Source organism: Henriciella marina (genome assembly GCF_027213945.1).
GTDB classification, from domain to species: domain Bacteria; phylum Pseudomonadota; class Alphaproteobacteria; order Caulobacterales; family Hyphomonadaceae; genus Henriciella; species Henriciella marina_A.
Map to the genome: position 1 here is coordinate 199,273 of NZ_JAPWGW010000005.1, position 20,675 is coordinate 219,947.

Below are 20,675 nucleotides of genomic sequence, written 5' to 3' on the forward strand. Positions count from 1 at the left end.
CTGCTGGTATCGCCAACAGATTGATTAAAGGGGTAACAGGATGACGGGTTTCAACTTTCGCAATGGTCTCATGATGGCAGGCGCACTTGCGGTGCTTGCCGCGTGCAACCCGGACGCTGAGCCAAGCGGCAGTGAAATCTTTGCCCCAGCTGAGGCCCAGTCCAGTGCTGAAGTCGCCGCTCCCATGAGCGTGGCCCAAAATGTGGAGTCTATCCATGAGGGCATGCTCGTCATGGACACGCACCTTGATACTCCGGCCTACTTCCATACGCCTGATTACGACTTCTCTGTCCGCCAGACTTTTGAGCAGGACGGCACTCACGTAGATCTACCGCGTATGAAGGAAGGCGGCCTTGATGGCGGGTTCTGGGTGATTTTCACCGCGCAGGGGCCACTCGACGAAGCCTCCTATGCCGCAGCCCGCAACCAGGCGATGCTGCGCCAGATGTCGATCCGCGAACTTGCAGCAAAGTATAGTGACGAGGTCGAACTCGCGTTCACCGCCGACGACGCTGAACGCATTGCAGGCGAAGGCAAGCGAGTCGTCTATCAGAGCATGGAAAATGCCTATCCGCTGGGCACCGACATTTCACTGATGGAGACCTTCTATATCGGCGGCCTGCGCATGATCGCGCCCGTCCATTTCCGTGACAGCCAGTTCGCCGACAGCGCGACAGATGTCTCTGGCGACTCCTATGGCGGACTGTCGCCGCTTGGTGAGGAACTGGTGCGCAAGGCGAATGAGCTTGGCATGGTGCTGGACGGCTCGCACGCTTCGGATGAGACGGTGTACGACATGATTGAGCTGTCCACGACGCCGATCATTCTGTCCCATACAGGCGTTGATGGCGTCTATGACCACTTTCGCAACATCCCGGACGAGCTACTGACGGCAATCGCTGAAGATGGCGGCGTCATCCAGATCAACGCTTATGGCGGCTACCTCGAGGCGCTGGAACCAAGCGCTGAGCGTCAGCAGGCCATGGCTGACCTCGAAGAGCGTTTCGGCGGCAGCTATTACGATCTCGACGACGCCACACGTGAGGAATACATGGCTGCACGTGAAGAGATCGACACGCAGTACCCGGCCCCGCGTTCGACCTTCGAGAAGTTCATGGAGCACCTTCTTTATGCGCTCGACCTTGTCGGGCCGGACCATGTCGGCATGGGCGCCGACTGGGATGGCGGCGGCGGCGTCGACGGAATGACTGACATCACTTTCCTTCCAAAAGTGACCGCGGCGCTTCTTGAGGCCGGCTATAGCGAGCAGGACATCGAGAAATTCTGGAGCGGCAACATGCTGCGCCTCCTGCGTCAGGCCGAAGAGGCCCGTACCTCTGAACTGGAATCACCAGACGTTCTGAACTAACGCGTTTCAGGGCGAAGTGACGGGAGTTCAATAATGGCGGACTGGATTACACTACTGCCGCCTGTCCTGGCGCTCGCCCTCGCTGTCTGGACGCGCAATGTCTACTGGGCGCTGGGCCTCGCCATCTGGACATCGGAGACGCTGATCGCCGGGGGAAACCCGGCGCTTGGCCTGCTTGGCGGCGTCGAGCGGGCGGTCTCCGTCTTCGGCAGTGAAGGCAACACTCGCATCCTTTTGTTCTGCCTGATCATCGGCGCGCTGATCGAATATATGCGCCGGTCCGGCGGGATTGCCGGCATGGTAAACTGGCTGGTGCGCACGGGCGCGGCAGGCACGCGGCGGCGGGCAGGTGCGGTCACGGCGCTGACCGGTACGCTCATCTTCGTTGAAACCAATATCAGCCTTCTGACGACCGGCATCATGGGTCGGCCGCTTTTCGACCGGTTGAAGATGAGCCGGGAGCGGCTCGCCTACATTATCGACTCGACGTCCGCCCCCGTCAGCATCCTGATCCTTTTGAATGGATGGGGTGCTTTCGTCCTTGGCCTCATCGCAGAGTACGATCTCGAAAATCCTCTGGCGGTGCTGGTGGCGACCATTCCGCTCAATTTCTATGCGCTTCTGACGCTGGCCGGCGTCTGGCTGACCGTCATCAGCGACCGTACATTCGGTCCGCTGCGCGCACGCGAAGAACAGACGATCGCGGCGAATGACGATGCCCCTGAAGAAGAGACAGGCACGGGCAGTGCTTTCAATATGGGTGTGCCTCTACTGGTTCTCGTCGGCGGTGCGCTTGGTTTCATGCTGTGGACAGGCGGCGGCAACATGTTGGAGGGTTCAGGCTCTCAATCCATCCTGTGGGCGGTCTGTATTGCGACCGCTGTCGCATTTCTTCTGCTCTTACGCTCCGGCAAGGAGCCGAAGGGAAGCCTTATCGAAACAGGCTTCAAGGGCATGGGCGACCTCCTGCCTGCGGTTACGGTGATCTTCCTTGCGCTCGTCCTGGGGGCGAGCCTCAAGGCGCTCGGCACGGGCGAAGTGCTCGGCAGCCTTGCAGGCAGTATATCCTTCGCATGGGCACTGCCGGCCATCGTCTTTGTCGTGGCGGGTATCACCTCATTCACGACGGGCACAAGCTGGGGCACCTATGGCATCCTCGTACCTGTCGCCATCCCGCTCGCGCTCGGCAGCGGTGTTCCGCCGTCGCTTGCCCTCGCAGCAGTCCTCGGTGGCGGCGTCTTCGGTGACCATTGCTCGCCGATATCCGACACATCGATCATCGCAAGTCTCGCGGCCGAATGTGACCATATCGAACATGTGCGCACGCAGCTGCCCTATGCGCTCAGCGCCGGGCTCCTCGCCGTGGTCAGCTATCTCGCAGCGGGTATTGCCACCACGCTTTGAAGCGTGCACGCCTCCACGGATATAAAAGAAACTGAAGGGGAGGGGCCCATGATGCGGATCCTGAGATGGGGCCTCGTCGCCCTTATTGTTGCTGTTGTCGGGCTCGCCATCTGGCTCTGGGACCCGGTTGGCAGCAATCCGCCGCAAGAAGAACTCGCCGCCGCAGCTTCAAACTACGATGCAGAGATCATCCGCGATAATTGGGGCGTGCCGCACATCTATGGCGCCCGTGACGCCGATGTCGCATTCGGCGTGGCCTATGCGCATGCCGAAGATGACTATGAGACGATCCAGAATGTCGTCGCTGCCACTCGCGGCGTGCTGGCTCGGTATGACGGCGCTGGTGCGGCCCCGACGGACTATATCGTTGCCTTGCTCGGTGTCTGGGACACGGTCGATGAGCGGTACGAACAGGATGTACCTGAAGATGTAAAAGCCATCGCAGAGGCCTATGCCGCTGGCCTTAATCTCTACGCCGCTGAAAACCCGGGCGCGACGTGGGCGGGTCTCGCGCCCTTCACGGCAGAAGACGTCGTCGCGGGTTTCGTCTTCAAGACGCCCTTCTTCTACGGTCTCGATTCAACGTTGATGGAGTTGTTCGGTGATGAACGTCAGGCGGCCATTGCACTTGACCCGAGTGGCGGGCGCGACGCGTTTCACGCGGTGCCTCATGGCCAGCCAGAACGCGGGTCGAACGCGTTTGCGGTCACCCCGGAGCGGTCTGGCGACGGCGTAACCCGCCTCGTTATCAATTCACACCAGCCCATGACCGGGCCTGTCGCCTGGTGGGAGGCTCATCTCATTTCCGAGGAGGGGCTTAATATCACTGGCGGCCTGTTCCCCGGCACGCCCCTCATTCTGCATGGCTTCAATCAGGACCTTGGCTGGGCCAACACCGTCAACAAGCCTGACCTTGCGGATGTCTACCGGCTGGAAGTTGACGAGTCTGGGGACCGCTACAGGCTGGACGGCGAGTGGCGTGACTTCGAGACCGAAACCGTGACCATCCGTGTCGGCCTACTCGGCCCGTTCGCGTTCAAGGCAAAGCGTACGCTCAAGCATTCCGTGCACGGGCCCGTGATCGAAGGGGGCCACGGCACCTATGCCATCCGCTATGCCGGGCGCGGTGAGGTTCGACAGCTGGAGCAATATTACCGTCTAAACAAGGCAGGCTCTCTTGAAGAATTCATGGACGCCATGTCGATGAACGCGTTGCCGAGCATCAATTACGTCTATGCGGATAAAGCGGGCAATATAGCCTTCATCCATAATGCTCAGTACCCGGATAGAGCGCCCGGCTAGGATTGGCGCAAGGATCTTCCCGGCGATCGCTCCGATCTCATCTGGCAGGACTATCTGCCGTTCGAGGCTGTGCCGATGCTCGTTAATCCGGAAAGCGGCTTTGTCTACAATGCGAACAATACGCCCTATTCGGCAACTGACGGTGCGGACAATCTGAAGCCAGAAGACTTCCCGGCCGCCATCGGTCTACAGGAAAATGAGACAAACCGCTCACTACGCATCGCAGAGCTGACAGGCGACGACGAGCCTATCGGGCGCACGCGTCTGCTCGATATCAAGTTCGACCAGTCCTATGCGCAGGGCTCGCAGACAGAAGCGGTCATCGAAGAAGTGCTCGCTGAAGACTGGAGCGATGACGAGGCGCTGGCTGCGGCCGCCGATCACCTGCGCGCATGGGACAGACGAACAAACCGCGAGAATACTTATGCCGCGCTTGGTGTGCTGACGGTCATCCGTGAAATCCGCAGCTCAATCGATGGCAGCACGCCGCCAGCGCCGGCGGAGGCGTTCCGTGAAGCAGTCGACTGGCTGATGACCCATCATGGTCGCATTGATCCTGAATGGGGCGAGGTGAACCGGCTGGTGCGCGGCGAGGTCAGCCTGCCGCTCGATGGTGGCCCCGACACGCTGCGCGCGATCTATCCGGCAGAGATTGGAGAGACGGGCATATTGGCGGCAGCTGCTGGCGATACATGGATCGCGCTGGTCGAGTGGAATGAGGCCGGCGAGCAGACGGCCGAAGTCATCCACCAGTTTGGCGCGGCGACGCTGGATGAAACCTCACCCCATTATGCCGATCAGGCGCCGCTCTTTGCCGACATGAAATGGCGGCGCGCCCTGATTGAACGCGCCGCCATAGAGGAAAATGCTGTACGGACCTACCGGCCCGCCTGGCCTGATTAGGTGTTTGGCCTAGCCGAAAAGCTCTTCAAGGTAGTCCTTGAGGATCGCAAAGCTGCGGCGCTCGGCGGCCGGATCGTAAACCGTGCCGAAGTCCGGATCGTTTGCGTCCGGGTTGGTGAAGGCGTGCATGACGCCGCCAAAGGCGTGCAGCTGCCAGTCGGCGCCAGCTTCGGTCATTTCCTTGGAGAAGGCCATGACATCCTCAGGCTTCGCCATCGGGTCATCCCAGCCATGCAGGGCGAGGACTTTGGCCTTTGTCTTGTGGCCATCGGTGTTGCCGGGCGCGCCCAGAATGCCATGGAAGGACGCTACGCCCTCTACATCCATGCCAGCACGCGCCATGTCGAGCACGCAGAGACCGCCAAAGCAGAAACCGATAGCGGCGGCCGTATCGCAGCCAGATTCCTTCTTGGCGACTTCGAGGCTGAACTTCAGACGGTTCTGTAGCTCGCCGCGATTGGACGCCAGCGGCTCCATGAGTGCCTGGCTTTCTTCCTTGGTCGAGCCGCGCTTGCCCTTGCCATAAACGTCGAGCGCGAAGCCCGCATAGCCCCACTCAGCCAGCATCTTGGCCTTGTCATGGTCAAACTTGTCTTGCCCGCCCCATGCATGGGAGACGAGGACCACAGCTTTCGGCTTGCCTTCAGGCATGGCCAGAAAGCCTTCATAGGTCTGTCCGGCCTGTTCATAGTCCAGTGATTTCGTTGAAACGGCCATGAGCTTCATTCCTTCTTGTTTGACGTGTCCCCGCCTCACTTAGGGTTTCTCTGAGTGATAGCTAGACCTTGCCGGGAAGATCGGAACAGACACAAATAGGGGGCATGAGGAAACGCCAGATCATAATAGATTGCGACCCGGGGCTCGATGATGCCGTCGCGTTGCTGCTTGCCTTTGCGGCAACCGACCGGATCGATGTGCTCGGAATTACGACGGTTGCGGGCAATGTCCGCGGTGAGCTCACCCATCGAAACGCACGCATCGTCCGCGATCTTGCGGGCAACCAGTCAGGCCTGCCCGTGCGCGCCGGTGCGCCGCGCCCGCTGGTGCGCGATCCGGTAACGGCGGAAGATTTTCACGGCACGACAGGGCTCGGCGGGCTGGACCTGCCAAAACCGAAAGGACGGGCCTCGCGTCAGCACGGCGTGAACTTCCTGATACAGACCCTCCGTACCATGAAGGGCTTTCCGGTAACTCTCGTCGTGACCGGCCCAATGACCAATGTCGCGCTCGCGCTCAGCATGGCGCCCGACATTGCCGAAGGCCTCTCTGAAATCGTAATCATGGGCGGGGCTGACACCGAAGGCGGCAACATAACGCCGCACGCGGAATTCAACAGCTTCGCGGACCCCCATGCCGCGCAGGCCGTCTTTCGCTCCGGCATTCCGATGCGCGTGCTCAGCCTTGATGTGACCCACCAGTTGCTGACGCAGGATGAGATGGTCGAGCGCGTGCGCGCCCTTGGGTCGCGTCAGGCTGTCGTCGCCGCTGACCTCCTGGCCGCGTCTAACAAGCTGGAAGAGTCCGCCAAGTCGCGCAACGCCCCGCTGCATGACCCCTCCACCATTCTGACGCTGCTACGGCCAGATCTCTTCACGGGGCGCAAGGCGCGCGTATCCGTCGTCACCGAGGAAGGCGAGCGCTTCGGCAAAACCGTGCCGGAATATCGCGAAGACGGGCATGTCGAATGGTACACTGGCGTCGATGCCGAAGGCGCCTTCGCAGAACTGCTCGGCCAGCTTGGAAGATATCCTCAATGACGCGCCCCCGTATCACAGTTGTCGGTTCCGTCAATCTCGACCTTGTCGCAACGGCTGAAAAACTGCCCATCGCAGGCGAAACAGTCACGGGGGCCACCTTCGCTCAGCATCCCGGCGGCAAAGGCGCAAACCAGGCCCTGGCAGCGCGCCGCCTCGGCGCTGATGTTTCCATGATCGCGCGCACAGGCGAAGGCCCGAACCGTGACGCTGCCCTCGCCTTGCTAAAGGCAGACGGCGTCGACTTATCTGGCATCGTCGGCGATACGGAAGAACAGACCGGCGTCGCCCTCATCGCCGTCGACAAGGCAGGTGAGAACCAGATCGTGGTGGCGAGCGGCGCCAATAGAAACCTCACTCCAGATGATGTGAAGATCGACGGCGCGCCGGATGCCATTCTCTGCCAGCTTGAAGTGCCGACCGCATGCGTCCTCGCGGCCATGCGTGCGAAGAGCCGCCTTTTTGCTGTGAATCTCGCGCCTGCTGCGCCGGTTCCTGTTGAACTCCTCGAAAAGACTGACCTCCTTGTCGTCAATGAGGGCGAGGCTGCTTTTTATGGCGAAGGCATCCACCGCGGCGAAGGCATGGTCGCGCTGACGCTTGGGGGGCAGGGTGCTGTTCTTTACCGCGCCGGCAAGGAGATCGCGCGCGCACCGGCCTTCACCGTACCCGTCATCGACACAACCGGGGCTGGCGACACGTTCTGCTGCGCGCTCGTGCTCGCACTTGCCGAGGGGCGCGAGGAAGGCGAAGCGCTTCGCTTTGCGTCCGCCGCGTCTGCGCTGGCTGTCACCAAACCCGGCGCGCAGCCGAGCCTGCCCTGGCGCGAAGAGGTGGGCGCGTTTCTGGAAGAGCAGGACTGAGAGCGGCGGATGGGCCAGTTTCCATGGACGCGGATTGAGGTCGGAGCAGCGCGCGAAGCTGACATCCGGGCTGCTGTTCGTGGCACGCGCGAATTACCCAGCACTGCTGCCACGAGCAGGCTGGCAACATCTGAGGATGCCGCCGCCCTGACGGAGCTGTTCGCCTTTCCAGAAGTGAACCGCTGGATCTACAGCCTGCCCCGGCCCCTGACCGAAGCAGCTGTCGCGAAATATATCACCAGTATGAAGGCTGCGCGGGAGAGGGGCGAAGGCCTCTTGTCGCTCAACTTCGATGAGGCCGGCGTCCTGTCTGGCTATTCCGAGCTGTGCGTCTGGCCGCAATGGGGCGCTGGCGAACTTGCGGGCGCAATGCGGCCTGACCTCCAGAGCAAGGGGCAGGGGGGCGCTGGCATGATCACGACCTTCACCTGGATGTTCAAAACGCTGGGCCTCGACCTCATCTGCAACACGACTGCGTCCGACAATGTCCGTATACAGAAGCTGTTTCAGCGCACCGGTTTTGTCCATCGCGGCGATATAGAGAGCCAACGCCCAGACGGCACCATCCGCCAGTCGCAGGTCTGGGAAATCATGCGCGATGACTGGCTGGCGGGGCAGGCCGGGTAGGCCCCACCCGAACCCTCCCCATGAATGGGGAGGGGACGATATCCTCGAAGGACTTATGCCTCTTCTCCCTCCCTTTTGGGGAGGGTCGGGGTGGGCTAGTCCTCAATCAGATTCCCTTCAGTGTCGCGCACCTCAGGCCCGTTCACGCGGGCGCGGCCGTCACCGAACGGCGCGTCGCGTTCGCGCAAGGCGTCTCGTAGGCCTGCTTCGCCAACCCGTTTCACGAAGGCATGGGCTGAGGCCGCCTGGTGACCGCGTACGTCATTCTCCACGGCGAGGCGCTGCATCGTGCGGGCGCCCATGAGCTCCATGCCTAGGTTCACGGCCCGCTTGTTGGCGGCAAGGATGTCAGCATCAATGTGCGCCATTCGGTCGGCGAGGCCTTCGACTTCTGCCTCAAGCATATCAGCAGGCACAGCTTTCATCGCAAAACCAAGCTGCGCAGCTTCCGTGCCGGTTATGCTGTCGCCGGTCAGCATAAGGCGTTTGGTCCATTGCGGTCCGACATTGTAGAGCCACATCTGGTTCGGCAGTGCGCCAAGGTTTCGCCCTGCCGGGAAGGACACCATCGCATCATCGGCAATGATCACCATGTCGCAGAGAAGCGCGATATCAGTCCCGCCTGCCACGCAAGGGCCGTGGACCTGCGCAATGGCAGGTTTGTGCATGTCAAAGATCGCCATGCGATAGCGCTGCGCGCGCTCTAGCTGCCAGATATCGTCATCGACAGAGCGTCCGCCGCGCTTGTTGCTCGTATCGGCGTCGAGGCGAGAAATCGGCACGCTGTCAGAGCCGGCAAGGTCGTACCCTGCCGAAAAGCCTCTCCCCGCGCCCTTTATGATGACGCAATGCACCGCCCGGTCATTGTCCGCCTGCCAGAGCGCTTCTGACATTTCAGCCTGCATGTTCAGCGTCAGCGCGTTCAGCTTGTCTGGCCGGTTCAGTGTGATGCGCGCGCGGCCATTCTCGACCTCGTACAGGATTTCTTCGAACACGGAGGGCCTCCTATAGTGGTGGATCGATGCGATAGACCTGCCGTGCCACGCGGCTGAACATGGCCTGCTGCTCCAGTTCCGAATAGTCGGCGGCGATCTTCTTCATGGCGTTCCAGTAGACCCGGTAGCTGAGCGAGAGCCGGTCGACGGGGAAGTTGCTTTCGAACATGCAGCGGTCTGCGCCAAAGCATGAAATGGCGTGGTGATAGTATTTCGCCTGCGCGTTGACGACCTCGTCGGATGAGGGCGGGAGATCCCGTTCATGCCAGCCGAATCCATTGTCCGGCATAGCCAGCCCTCCAAGCTTGGCGAAGACGTTCTTCTGCTCGGCGACGGCCGCGATATCGTCTTTCCATTTCTCGAAATTGTCCTCGCGCTTGCCCGCGTACGGCCCGACACCCAGTGGCGTGCCGAAATGGTCGAGGATCATCACCGTGTCCGGGATCGCGGCGGCGAGATCGCGGAAGTCGAGGATCTGGTGGTGATAGTTCCAAGTGTCATAGGTAAAGCCGCGCTGGCCGAGATGCGCGACGCCGCGCCTGAAAGCTTCATCCTTGTAGAGACCTTCTGGCGCGCGCGGAGGAATGCGGAAGCCAGCGCCAGCCTTGTCGAACGGACCTGAGTGCCGGATCCCGCGAAAAAGCCCTTGCGACGCCTCGATATGGGCATCCAGAACTTCGTCCAGCGTCTCGATCGGCAGACGAAGATCAGCATGCGCGACGAGGGCAGCAATGCTCGCCCTGGCAGGTACGGCATCCGACAGCGCAGCGGCTTCGGCGATGTATTCGGTCTCGCCAACCGGCCTCATATGCTCTGGTCCATCATCGCGATAGGATGAGCCGCATTCCATGAATACGGTTTGAGTAACGTTGTGACCATCATCGGTGTCCGACCACAATTCCTTGAGGTCGTACCGGATAACCGGGTGGCTTTTGCGCCAGAGATGATGATGCGGGTCCACAATCTCGCGGGTCGGGTCGATGACCTCCTCACGGTGCTTGTTCAGCCAGTCGTCATTGTCGAACATGTCTACTCCCTTTTGCCTCTGCTGGGCCTTGGGAGTAGTTCAGTCGCTATGATGTCGTCTTGCAAGCCGGACGCGGCGGCAAGGACGCAGCCAGAAAACTTTACGCCTTTACCAGCCCAATCTCGCGCAGACGCTCCATCAGATAGTCCTGCGCCGTGATCGGCGGCTGTGTCTTGCCACCTTCTTCGAGGCATTGCGGCAGCTGCTCGATCAGGAAGTCCTGATTGAAGTGCAGGAAGAAGGGCGTGGAATAACGTGGGAATTTGGCGCGTTCCGGCTCCGGGTTCACGACACGGTGCGTAGTGGACGGCAGGACGCCGCCCGTCAGGCGTTGCAGCATGTCTCCGCAATTGATGACGAGAGAGCCAGCTGGCGGGTTCACGGAAAGCCAGTCGCCAGAGCGATGCAGGACTTCAAGGCCTGCCTCTTCAGCACCCAGCAGAAGCGTGATGACGTTGATGTCCTCATGCGCGGCGGCGCGAACCGTGCCCTTTGGCGGTGGGTTTTCCTGCGGCGGATAGTGAAGCAGGCGGAGGATGGAGTTGCCGCTCTCGACCTTGTCGTCGAACCAGTCTTCCGGCAGCTCCAGGTGCAAGGCGACGGCGCGCAGCAGGTCGCGGCCAAACTCGTCCATCTCGGTGTAGAAGGCATAGGTCGCGGCGTCGAACTCCGGCACCTCGTCGACAACAGGCGTGTCCTTCATCGTCGCGCGGTATTTCGAGTCTGCGGGCAGCTTGCGGCCCGTATGCCAGAATTCCTTGAGGTCGGCGGCTTTCTGCCCCTTGGCGTTCTCCGTGCCGAACGGCGTATAGCCACGCTGGCGGCCGCCTTCTGCATCGTGATACTTTTCCTTGGCCTCGCCGGAGAGTGCGAAGAAGGCCTTCGCCGCGTCATTTGCCCCGTCGATGATGGTCTGGTTGACCGGGTGTCCGGTGATCACGGCGAAGCCGGTCTCACGGAAAGAGCTGCCGAGCCGTCTGGCGAAGGCCTGCTTGTCCTCTCTCCAGAGGCTGTAGGGGATCGGTTCGAAAAGGTTGCTCATTGCGTCTGCCTTGTCTGTTCCTGGCCGGATTTCTATCGCGCGGCGGCCTTTGCGCCAATGCGTCCGTTTGCCATTAGCCAAGCTGCGGCCCTCGGCAAAGTCTGCCGCAACAGCGCCTCTGCAGCCAGAATTTCGCCAAGTGTAAAGATTGGCCCGCCTATCGTTAACACAGACGCGCTTTCAGGCCGATCCTGTTAACCATGTGGCAAACCCCTGAGCGCAACCTCTTCCCTGTCACAAGACGTGACGGATGGACAAAAGCCCATCGGCCAAGCGGACGCAAAGACAGCCGCACACCGACGGGTTTTGGGTTAAAGGAAGAAGACAATGCCGTATTCAGAAATGGCGATGGATGTCGCCCCTGAAACTGGTCTCAGCGAACACGCGACGGCCGAAGAACTCTGCAAGGTTGGCCTTGCCTACTCAACCGGTGTGGGCGTCGATGCCGACATGGTCGCTGCGCACAAATGGTTCAATCTCGCTGTGCTCAAGGGCTCGGAAGAGGCCAAGGAATACCGCCAGCAGATGTCTGACATGCTCTCGAGTGAAGAGATCAAGCAGGCGCTCAAATCTGCACGTGACTGGCTTCAGCTGATGAACTGATTTCGCGCGGCAGGCGGGCCTGACCTAGCGCCCGCGAAAATCGCCCGCGAGATCATAATACAGTGAGAAGTCAATCGGCAGGGCAGAGCGGAACCACTGCTCCATGAAGAGATTTTCTTCAGCGATTGCCGAGCGTGGCACGTAGACCACGTCAAAACGGCGAAGCGGCGTAAAGTCCGCAAGCCTTGGATCATTCAGCCCGGCGCGGATATCAATGACAGCCGTCATGACCTCGCCGCCCGGCATTCGACGCATCAGCGCCACCTGAGTTGGCTGGGCGCCGGGCGTAAAGCCGCCCGCCATGATGACTGCCTGCAGCGGATCGATCTGGCCTGGCAGATCAAGCATGCCTGGCGCCTGTACCTCACCGCCTACGAAGATCTTCTGACTGTCGAACTCCATCGGAATGACGTCGACGTCGGGGTATCGCAGTTCACCCGCATAAGCCTGCACGAGTTCGGCTTGAATCTCTGCTGGCGTGCGCGCGGAGGCCTGTACCGTGCCCACATAAGGCAGGGTAAGCGACCCGTCAGGGGCGATTTTGATATCCCGATTGAGCTCTGGCACGGAGTTGAAAACGATGGACACCGTATCGCCCGGAGCAAGCAGGTAAGGCTGGTCGCGGCCATCCTCATGCCGCCATTCGGCGACTGGAAAATACTCCGAAGGCGTCGGCGTGACTGACTGGCAGGCACCGAGGACAAGAGCAGATGCGGCGAGAAGACTTCGCATGATGCTGGCTCACGATCTCTTTGCAAATTGTGTACAGTCTGAGGCTCAACGTTAATGTTTAAGGAATTATCAAGCCACGTGCCTGAAGAAGCCAAGTAAGGGGGTTTGCGTTTGATTTGCTCCCGGACACCTTCAGGGATGACCGTCTATGTCGAATTCAGCCGAATGGGGAGCGAGACAACCGCAGCAGGGCGGTGCCATGCCTGTTCGCTCACGCCCCCGCATTGGCCCGACTGAACTCATCCTGCAGCTCTGGCGAGCCAAGTGGCTGATGATCTTCGTCTTCATTCCGATCTTCCTCATCGGGTTGCTTGTCGCCTTCCAGATGCCGAAATCGTACGAGGCAACCTCGCGCCTTTTCGTCCGCATCGGCGACGAGAATGTCTACCGGCCTCGCGTCGGCGGTGAACTTCAGGGTGTTGCGCCGGAAGAAGAGCTTCTGATCCAGGCGGAACTCGAAGTTTTACGCAGCCCCGTCATCGCAGAGCGAGTCCTGACCGAGTTCGGTATCGACCGGGTTTTCCCTAAACTTGCCGATGCGCGCGACGACAAGATCGCCGCCAGCCCACCATCGGAACATGCCGCGATTGAAGAGCAGACATTCCGCAAGGGGGTGCTCGGCCTGCAGAAAGACTTCAGCTCCGGTACGGCGCCCAAGACACCGGTCATCAGCACGGCGCTTGAGCACAAAGATGCCGCGCTATCCGCTGACTTGCTCAATTACTGGATCAATAGCTATCTCGACTATCGCAGCGAAGTGTTCTCCAGCAATGGCTCGGCCAGCTTGCAGGAACAGCGCGTGAAGTTCGAAGCTCAGCTGCTTGATGTCGAAGAGGACATCCGTGACTTCCTTCGCCGCAACAATATTGGTGACTTTGAAAGTGAGCGGGCAACGGCCCAGCAGCTCTACTCGACTGTCTCATCGGAGCTTCTGACCACGCAGTCGCGGGCAAGTGCCGTCGATGGACAGCTCGACATCTATAACCAGCAACTCGCGCGTCTCAACCCGCAGCAGGACCTTTATGTCGAGGACAACTCCGCCCAGACGCTGATGCAGCTTCGTATTGAGCGCGAAGATCTGTTGTCGCGCTACACTGAACAGTCCCAGCGCGTGCAGGCGATCGACCGGCGTATCGCGCAGGTCGAGAATTATCTTTCATCGCGCGACGGCCTTTCCGGCACGACCCGGCGCGGCCCCAATCCCGTCTACCAGACCATCGAGCAATCGGCCTCGTCCCTGCAGGCAGAGCAGCAATCGCTCGCGCTGCAGCAAGCGGAACTCAATCGCCAGCTCGCCAGAGTCGAAGGACGCCTCAGCCGTCTGAACGACCTGGCCCCGGAATGGCAGGAGCTGCAGCGCCGCAAGGCCCTGATGGAGAGAAACGTCGAGAACTTCTCGGTCCGCGAGGTCGAGGAGCGTGCCCTTTCCGAGATCTCCGGTCAGACAGCGGACAGTGTGCGCGTGCTTGAGCCGGCAAGTGTGCCGGTAAAAGGCAAGAGCCTCAAAATGGTGGTGGCCGCGCTCAGCATCCTGTTCGCAGGTTTCACGGCTCTCATGGCAGGCCTGTTATGGGCTCTGACGCGCCCTGGCTTTGCAACCGCACGGTCAGTAGAACGCACGACCGGCCTGAAGGTCGTCGGGTCGCTCAAAGCTGTCTGACGGAACGGCCGCGATCAACATTAAGAAAACCGTTAACCAACCGCATGATAGGCCCGATTCAACAGGGAATTGGATGCCATGAAAGATTTGCGCAGAAAGATGGACCCGGTCTGCAAGGCCGTGGCGCGGGTGTCGCCGGATACGGGTGCCCGCTGCGTCATGTTCATCTCCGCAAGACAGGAAGAAGGTACCAGCAGCGTTGCCGCATCGGTGGCGCTTCGCTGCGCAGCCCAGTCATCGCGACCGACCTGGCTTGTCGATCTGGGATTGCGGCAGAATGCCATGTTCAGGGCATTCCAGAAGGGCTTTGCCCGCGATGTAGGAAAACCGGGCCGGGCCTTTGACGGATCGCTTCGTACAGCCCCGATCTATTCGGTGTCCCCGGCTTTGTCTGGCAGTCGTCAGGAAAGCCAGCAGAAGAGCCTGCTCTCCGTTCACCCTATTCAGGGCTCGCGTCTTTTCGTGACACGTTTCCGAAACGAGGGAGTCCGCAGGGGACAGAGCGTACAGCTTCACGCCCGACCAGACTGGTGGCAGCAGGTTCGGCGCGCCGCCGGTCTCGTGATCGTCGATGCGCCTTCGCTATCGCGCTCGCAAGCCGGGCTTGCCGTGGCCGGACAGATGGATGGGGTCTTCATCGTCCTCGAAGCAGATTCCACTGGCGCCGATGAGGTCATGGGTCTGCGCGAGGCGATTGAAGCGCACGGCGGACACGTCGCCGGTGTCGTCATGAACAGGATCGGGTCCGATGCCAGATTCGCCGACCGGCTTGCAGGATAATCAGCGCTCGCTGATCCAGACTGTCATACTGACGGTAGAGCTGGGACTGGCTTTCATCTGCCTCGTCCTCTTCAGCGAAGGCCTTCTGCCTCGGCTTTTTGCCTCTGAGTATGACACAGACAGCAGCGCTTTCCTGCGCCTGCTCTGGTTGCCGGTCTATGGACTTGTCGCGATTGGCTGCCTCTGGAAGGTGAAGTCAATGGTGTCGCTTGCGGTGCGGATGCCCTTCCTGATTGCGCTGCTAGCGATAACGGCGGCTTCCTTTCTATGGTCGCTCGACCCGGCTCTGACACAGCGCCGCTCGATTGCCGTTGTCGCAACGAGTCTTGCAGGTTTCTATCTCGCCGCACGCTATGACTGGCGCACACTCCTGCGCCTGATGGGCGCGATGTGGCTATTCATGGCAATCGTTTCCCTCGGCGCCGTCATTGTCGCGCCGGGCTTTGCGATCATGAGTGAAATTCACCCGGGCGCCTGGAAGGGGCTCTGGTGGGAGAAGAATACGCTGGGCGGTCATATGGCGCGCGCCGCATTTCTCTGCGCATTCCTGTTCATCCTGGACCGTCCGTGGCGTCCGGTCTGGGGCTTTGCGGTCCTGCTCTGCAGCGCGCTGGTCATTGCCTCCACATCGAAGACGGCGCTGCTCGGCCTGATACTGGGCTTTGGTATACTTTTCGCGGGCTGGGTCAGCCGGAAGGGGACGGCCATAACCATCTCGGGTCTTTGGACTGGTATTGTCCTGTCCTCTGCCTTCACAGCCATCATGATTATCGAGCCCGGCATCGTTCTCAACCTGCTAGGGCGTGACGCCACGCTGACTGGACGGACCGATATCTGGAGCGTTCTGGCTGGTGCGATCGCAGACCGCCCGCAGCTTGGATATGGGTACGGAGCGTTCTGGCAACTCGACTCGATGCCGGCCCATCGTGTGCGCTCGGCTACGGAATGGCTGGTTCCCACTGCGCACAATGGATGGCTTGAGACGGCTTTGAGCGTCGGCCTCGTCGGGCTCGGGCTTCTCATGGCGAATTATGTTCTGTTCGTCGCGCGGGCGGCTTGGCTGTCCATCGACAACTGGCTTGGCATTTTTGCACTAGGTGTTGCCGGGCAGTTCCTGCTTTTCAGCCTGTCAGAGAGCAATGCCCTTCAGCAAAACTCGATCATCTGGGTGACCTATGTCGCGATAGCCGCGAAAACGGCGATAAGTCTGAAGCGACCGGCCTACGTCCCGAATTCAACGCCGCGCAAGACTGTCGCGCCCGGTCACACTGGCGCGGGTGTCCTGCACAGCGGAGGCCGGGTCGCCCGTAGCAGATGAGGCGCCGGGTTGACCGCTGAACTGGGTGACGGTCGAGGTGCCATAGAAGCGTAGCTTGACCCAGAAAAAGATCTTGCCAAGGCCCCGTACGGCCTGATCGGCTTCGAAAGCGCGTTTCTTATGACCAATCAGGCGAAGAGCCAGCCAGCGCAGTGAGTGCAGGGCGAATTTCCCGCCACCAATAATGACCCAGAACACCAGCAGATCGTAGCGCGGCGGTTGGCGTTTGCGCGCCAGCGTGACGGGACCTTGGCCATAAGCGAAAGCCCGGCGTAGCGTATAGGATAGCGAAATACGCTGACGAAGCGGGTACTCGAAAACCGGCGCATTCGGCGCCCAGGCGAACTTTCCACTATTTGCGCGGATCCGTTGGAAGAGAAGATCGTCCTCGCCGCCAACTTCATTCATTCGCGCGTCGAACCATGGTCCCTTTGTCGGCACTTGCCGCGCATCGATCAGGCAGTTGCCGCACCCGAATGGCTTGTCGATATAGCCGGGTGAGAGATTGGGCTCGCGCGCAAAGAAGTTCTCATAATAGGCGCGATGCTTGGTGATATCGTCCGGCAACACTGTCTGCACGGGGCCGAATGTCACCGCAGCGCCGAACGTCTTGTAGGCCGCGAGAAGCTCTTCGATCCAGTGCGTCGGCGCTGCCTGGTCATCGTCCAGAAATGCGATCAGCGGCGTTTCGAGTTTTTTCATCGCGGCATTGCGCGCATTCGCGACGCCTGCTTCCGGAACGTGCAGATAGGTTAGAGAGATCGTGTCTGGCGCCTGTTCGGCAAGCGTATCGAAAGTCAGGCGCGCCGTCGCATCGACCGAATTATCGGCGACAATCAGCCTGAAGCCAGAGCGCGCAGCCCTTTGCCAGAACAGACTCTCCACGGCCCGGCGCAGACTGTCCGGCCGATTATAGGTAGGTATGACAATCGTGAGGACATCGCCGGTCAATTTTTATCCCGGGCGATGATCGCATCGAGCGCATCAGACGGTGTTTGCAGGCGCGCATCGGTGTCCCGGGCGAGCCGAACAATCCGGCGGAAGTGCTCAGGGGAGGTGCCCCAGCGGCTATGATTTTTCCGGACGTCGTGTGTGAACACGAAGATCCAGGATGGATTATGTGCGGACGCTTCTATGACCGCCGCTGCGCGCTCAATGCTGCTCTCGTCAGCATCAAGTTCCAGAGCGGTTAGCTGCATCAGGTCAGACCCTTTCACATTCACGCCTGCATGGATGCCGCGCACGGCGTCAAAGCGGGTGGCGAGGCGCGGCTTCAATTCCGCACGGGTTTCACCGTACGGCCAGGCAAACTGGCGAACAATCTCATTGTGTCCCATCGAGACAAGATTGCGAAGATTTGCATCAATATCAGCCAGTACGATGGACGCGGGCGCCTGGCTGCAGTCCAGGTGCGTCTGCGTATGCGCGCCGATCTCGTGACCGGCGGCGGTCAGCGCCTTCAGGTCGCGCTCGTCGAACAGGTCGCCAAGATGGTTGCTCGTGCCTGCCATGCCCGTGCAGGCATAGTAACAACCCTTCGCGCCGACTTCGTCCAGGATCTCGGCGCCGGTGTCGGCGGCTGATTTTGGAAAGTCATCGAAGGTGAAGCAGATACGGGTGCGCCGCGGCGCTGCACCAAGGGGGCGCGCCCGGTGCCATCGTGCGGCACGCCGACGGACTTTCGCCAGAAGCGAGTCGGATGGCTGATAGGCGGAAAGCGTGGCTGCGGTCATTATATCTCCCTCGAATATGCCAGCGCCCGATAGGTCTTCAAGCATGCAAGTCGCACGCCATCGGGAAGCATCGCTGATCGCGCGCCAAAGCGCGCAAGACCCTGCAGTGGACGGCGGGCCGGTAAGTTTCTGAATTTGCGGGCCATTCGGTATAGCGGCATCGATTTTACAGCGTCCGGATGGCGCTGTGTTAGCCGAGCGAAATTTTGTCCTGAGCTGCCAAATTTGCGAAGCAACGTTGCCGCATCGTCCAGTCCGAGGTGCGTTGCCGTATTGTCGATGTGCCGGACAGGGAACGCCTTCGCGACATTCAGCCCCCAATCGACATCCTCCCAGCCCCAACCCTTGAAGCCGTCATCGAAAGGGACCTCGGACAGCACGCGGCGATGGACGAGGATGTTGGACGTGAAAACATAGCGTCCGGGCTCTTTGCGCCGCTCGGCCGCTGCCAGACATTCCGAAGCGAGCGATTGAGCGGCATGCAGTCGCGTTTGCGCGCTGACTTTGGCATGCTGGAGACTGAAACCGCCCGCGATGAGGGCCGGGCCATCGCAGTCTTCAACGGCCGTCAGGTAGCGCGCCAGGAATTTCGGATCGTCTGGCTTCATGTCGGCGTCGAGAAAAAGGATCCAGTGGCTTTTACTAAGGTGGTGCAGCCGGTTTCGCGCATGAGCGCGGCCATGATTGACGGAGGCCGTCACAAGGCGTGCCGGTCCCGGATAGGCTTCCAGAAATGGTTTCAGTCTGGCGGTCAGCTGCGGGTCGCCGCTGCCATCGTCGTAGACCAACACCGCGACGCGGGCCGCGCCTTTTGCCTGTGAGAGGTCTGCGATTAGTGCCGAAGCATCATCGCGGTAGCAGGGAACGCAAACCGTGATAGCGGCGTCTCCCGGCTTGCCGTTCGACCAGTTCTCTTCATCGTTGCGAACGCCCGCCTGTCTGGTGTGCTCCCCCGCCGGGGTCATGGCATCTTGACCTGTCATGCTAGCGCTGGCGTTTGAAATCGCCGAGCAGGCAAGGCGCGGTGATCACCATGATGAACACGTCGAACCAGAAAGAGGCGCGGTTCACATATTCCATATCGAGGCGGATGCGTTCTCGCACTTCCTCGCGCGTATGAACGGGGCCGCGCGATCCATTGACCTGCGCCCAGCCTGTAATGCCCGGCTTTACCCGGTGGCGGTGCGCATAGTCGCCGACAATGCCCTGAACCTCGTCATTTTCTGCCGTCATACCGATCGCGTGCGGACGTGGGCCGACAATCGACATCTCTCCCCGCAGCACATTGATCAGCTGCGGTAGCTCATCGAGAGATGTCGCCCGGATAAGTCTGCCGACACGCGTCACCCGCTCATCATCACTCAGCGTCTGTTGGGACATCTTCTCTTCGGCGTCCGGGTCGTGGCGCATCGAACGGAATTTCCAGACTCGGATGACCTGATTGTTGAAGCCTTGGCGGCGCTGGCGGAACAGGATCGGCCCTGGGCTCTCCAGCTTCACGGCGATGGCGGTGATCAGAAGGATCGGGCTGAACGCGACCAGCATGAGGCTCGCAAACACGATATCTGCAGCGCGCTTCACGGTTGCCCGGCGATTGTCGTCCGGCGCGCCGGAGACATATGCAGCAGGCGACCGTGCAATCTCGGCAAGGCTTTCGGTTTCCGGGTCGAAGCCCTCAAGATCGAGCAGAAGGACGACGCGTTGCGGCAACACGCGGAGCCGGTCGATAAGCTCACGAACACGGTGGCGCGCATCCGATGTCACGGTCACGACAATGCGGTCGATATCAGGCAGGCGGTCCCAGTTCATGAGATCGTCCAGCCGTCCAAGCACGGGTACACCCTCCATGGTCTTTGGCGCACGTGAAAGTCTGTCATCGAAGACACCGACAATGTTCAGCTCACGCGTCTCGTCATTTCGGGAGAGGAGGCGCTGCGCATTCGGGGTCGCGCCCACCAGCACAACATTCTCCGAGAGGGCGCCATTACGGGTAAGGATCTTGAACAGGACGATGAAGTGGGCGTGGATGCCAATGCTGGCGCAAAAGGTAAGGTACGCAGATCCCATCACCCAGCGCGTATGCGCCTCACCATAGAAGATGGCGGTTGCCGCACACAGCGCTGCCAGACCGTACCCGGCGCCAATCGCAGCACGGATCATGTGTTCCGTCACAGGCCGCGCATAGGACAGCGCATAGGACTCGCTCGCCTTCAGGCCCCAGCGCAGCGCAAACGGCATAAGGGCAAATGGCAGGACCAGATTGACTGGCGAGTAGAGAACGCTGTGGCCGGTAAGGTAAAGCGTGAACCAGGCGATAAAGGCCGCGCCGGCAAAATCGACGATCTTGAGGGCGGCGCGCAGCAGTTCGCGATTGATCGGATGATGGCGTTGCTGAATGCGCCGCGCCCCTGCTGATAGGTCAGCCGGTGACGTCGTCGCCGTTGAAACGAGGTGAGCCGCTTCATCAGGTCGATTGCTGTTGGCCGGTTCGGCCAGTCTGGATAGTCCTTCAGCCATCGCCTCGGTCTCATGCAACTGAGAGCATTACTGCCAGAACAGCATC

General features: G+C 60.6%; 17 protein-coding genes and 2 pseudogenes. 10 read left to right on the forward strand and 9 right to left on the reverse strand.

Features of this window, described 5'->3' with window-relative positions; all coding sequences use genetic code 11:
• Positions 1–40 precede the first annotated feature (40 nt).
• From O4G74_RS15130 to O4G74_RS15140, 3 genes and pseudogenes are all read left to right on the forward strand, one after another.
• On the forward strand, positions 41–1,369 hold the full coding sequence (locus O4G74_RS15130; RefSeq protein ID WP_269403390.1) for a dipeptidase: 1,329 nt from the start codon (positions 41–43) through the stop codon (positions 1,367–1,369).
• 33 nt (positions 1,370–1,402) lie between these two features.
• Positions 1,403–2,773 (forward strand): Na+/H+ antiporter NhaC family protein, encoded by a 1,371-nt coding sequence (locus O4G74_RS15135; RefSeq protein ID WP_269403391.1) that lies wholly within the window; start codon positions 1,403–1,405, stop codon positions 2,771–2,773.
• A 51-nt stretch (positions 2,774–2,824) separates the two neighbouring features.
• Positions 2,825–4,978, forward strand: a pseudogene (locus O4G74_RS15140) (acylase).
• 9 nt (positions 4,979–4,987) lie between these two features.
• On the opposite strand, the gene O4G74_RS15145 reads toward O4G74_RS15140, so the two are convergent.
• Complete coding sequence (locus O4G74_RS15145) at positions 4,988–5,695, reverse strand: dienelactone hydrolase family protein (protein ID WP_269403392.1); 708 nt, start codon at positions 5,693–5,695, stop codon at positions 4,988–4,990.
• A gap of 104 nt (positions 5,696–5,799) precedes the next feature.
• Between O4G74_RS15145 and O4G74_RS15150 the strand changes: the two genes are divergently transcribed.
• Genes O4G74_RS15150 through O4G74_RS15160 form a run of 3 tightly spaced genes read left to right on the forward strand, consistent with a single transcriptional unit; the run spans position 5,800 to position 8,222 of the window.
• A complete protein-coding gene (locus tag O4G74_RS15150) occupies positions 5,800–6,735 on the forward strand; it encodes a nucleoside hydrolase (protein WP_269403393.1) in 936 nt (311 codons plus the stop codon).
• Positions 6,732–7,595, forward strand: a complete 864-nt coding sequence (locus tag O4G74_RS15155; protein WP_269403394.1) for a ribokinase — start codon at positions 6,732–6,734, stop codon at positions 7,593–7,595. Before O4G74_RS15150 ends, O4G74_RS15155 begins: the two co-directional genes overlap by 4 nt.
• Before the next feature lie 9 nt (positions 7,596–7,604).
• A complete protein-coding gene (locus O4G74_RS15160; protein ID WP_269403395.1) occupies positions 7,605–8,222 on the forward strand; it encodes a GNAT family N-acetyltransferase in 618 nt (205 codons plus the stop codon).
• Between the two features lie 95 nt (positions 8,223–8,317).
• On the opposite strand, the gene O4G74_RS15165 is transcribed toward O4G74_RS15160, so the two are convergent.
• The 3 genes from O4G74_RS15165 to O4G74_RS15175 all read right to left on the reverse strand — a co-directional run bounded on the left by O4G74_RS15165 (position 8,318) and on the right by O4G74_RS15175 (position 11,286).
• Entirely contained in the window at positions 8,318–9,217 is a 900-nt protein-coding gene (locus tag O4G74_RS15165) for a crotonase/enoyl-CoA hydratase family protein (protein WP_269403396.1), read from the reverse strand.
• Between the two features lie 10 nt (positions 9,218–9,227).
• A complete protein-coding gene (locus O4G74_RS15170) occupies positions 9,228–10,244 on the reverse strand; it encodes an amidohydrolase family protein (RefSeq protein WP_269403397.1) in 1,017 nt (338 codons plus the stop codon).
• A 100-nt stretch (positions 10,245–10,344) separates the two neighbouring features.
• Positions 10,345–11,286, reverse strand: a complete 942-nt coding sequence (locus tag O4G74_RS15175) for an isopenicillin N synthase family dioxygenase (RefSeq protein ID WP_269403398.1) — start codon at positions 11,284–11,286, stop codon at positions 10,345–10,347.
• Positions 11,287–11,613: 327 nt separating this feature from the next.
• Between O4G74_RS15175 and O4G74_RS15180 the strand changes: the two genes are divergently transcribed.
• A complete protein-coding gene (locus tag O4G74_RS15180) occupies positions 11,614–11,889 on the forward strand; it encodes a sel1 repeat family protein (RefSeq protein WP_119378466.1) in 276 nt (91 codons plus the stop codon).
• A gap of 24 nt (positions 11,890–11,913) precedes the next feature.
• Here O4G74_RS15180 and O4G74_RS15185 read toward each other — a convergent pair whose 3' ends face one another.
• The gene (locus O4G74_RS15185) at positions 11,914–12,621 is read right to left on the reverse strand and encodes a polysaccharide biosynthesis/export family protein (RefSeq protein ID WP_269403399.1); all 708 of its coding nucleotides are present in this window, start codon (positions 12,619–12,621) and stop codon (positions 11,914–11,916) included.
• Positions 12,622–12,769: 148 nt separating this feature from the next.
• Between O4G74_RS15185 and O4G74_RS15190 the strand changes: the two genes are divergently transcribed.
• From O4G74_RS15190 to O4G74_RS15200, 3 genes are all read left to right on the forward strand, one after another.
• The gene (locus tag O4G74_RS15190) at positions 12,770–14,281 is read left to right on the forward strand and encodes a GumC family protein (protein ID WP_269403400.1); all 1,512 of its coding nucleotides are present in this window, start codon (positions 12,770–12,772) and stop codon (positions 14,279–14,281) included.
• Between the two features lie 78 nt (positions 14,282–14,359).
• Positions 14,360–15,061: a hypothetical protein gene (locus O4G74_RS15195; RefSeq protein WP_269403401.1), complete on the forward strand. Its 702-nt coding sequence runs from the start codon at positions 14,360–14,362 to the stop codon at positions 15,059–15,061.
• Positions 15,030–16,379, forward strand: coding sequence for an O-antigen ligase family protein (locus O4G74_RS15200; protein WP_269403402.1), 1,350 nt, complete (start codon positions 15,030–15,032; stop codon positions 16,377–16,379). Before O4G74_RS15195 ends, O4G74_RS15200 begins: the two co-directional genes overlap by 32 nt.
• Here the strand turns inward: O4G74_RS15200 and O4G74_RS15205 are convergent.
• The 4 genes and pseudogenes from O4G74_RS15205 to O4G74_RS15220 form a co-directional block, all read right to left on the reverse strand.
• Positions 16,296–17,330: a glycosyltransferase family 2 protein gene (locus O4G74_RS15205; protein ID WP_269403403.1), complete on the reverse strand. Its 1,035-nt coding sequence runs from the start codon at positions 17,328–17,330 to the stop codon at positions 16,296–16,298. The two genes, O4G74_RS15200 and O4G74_RS15205, sit on opposite strands and share 84 nt — an antisense overlap.
• Entirely contained in the window at positions 17,327–18,112 is a 786-nt protein-coding gene (locus O4G74_RS15210; protein ID WP_269403404.1) for a polysaccharide deacetylase family protein, read from the reverse strand. Before O4G74_RS15210 ends, O4G74_RS15205 begins: the two co-directional genes overlap by 4 nt.
• 572 nt (positions 18,113–18,684) lie before the next feature.
• Positions 18,685–19,095: pseudogene (locus tag O4G74_RS16490) on the reverse strand (glycosyltransferase); the annotation flags it as partial.
• Between the two features lies 1 nt (position 19,096).
• Positions 19,097–20,629, reverse strand: a complete 1,533-nt coding sequence (locus O4G74_RS15220) for an exopolysaccharide biosynthesis polyprenyl glycosylphosphotransferase (protein WP_269403406.1) — start codon at positions 20,627–20,629, stop codon at positions 19,097–19,099.
• Between the last annotated feature and the right edge of the window lie 46 nt (positions 20,630–20,675).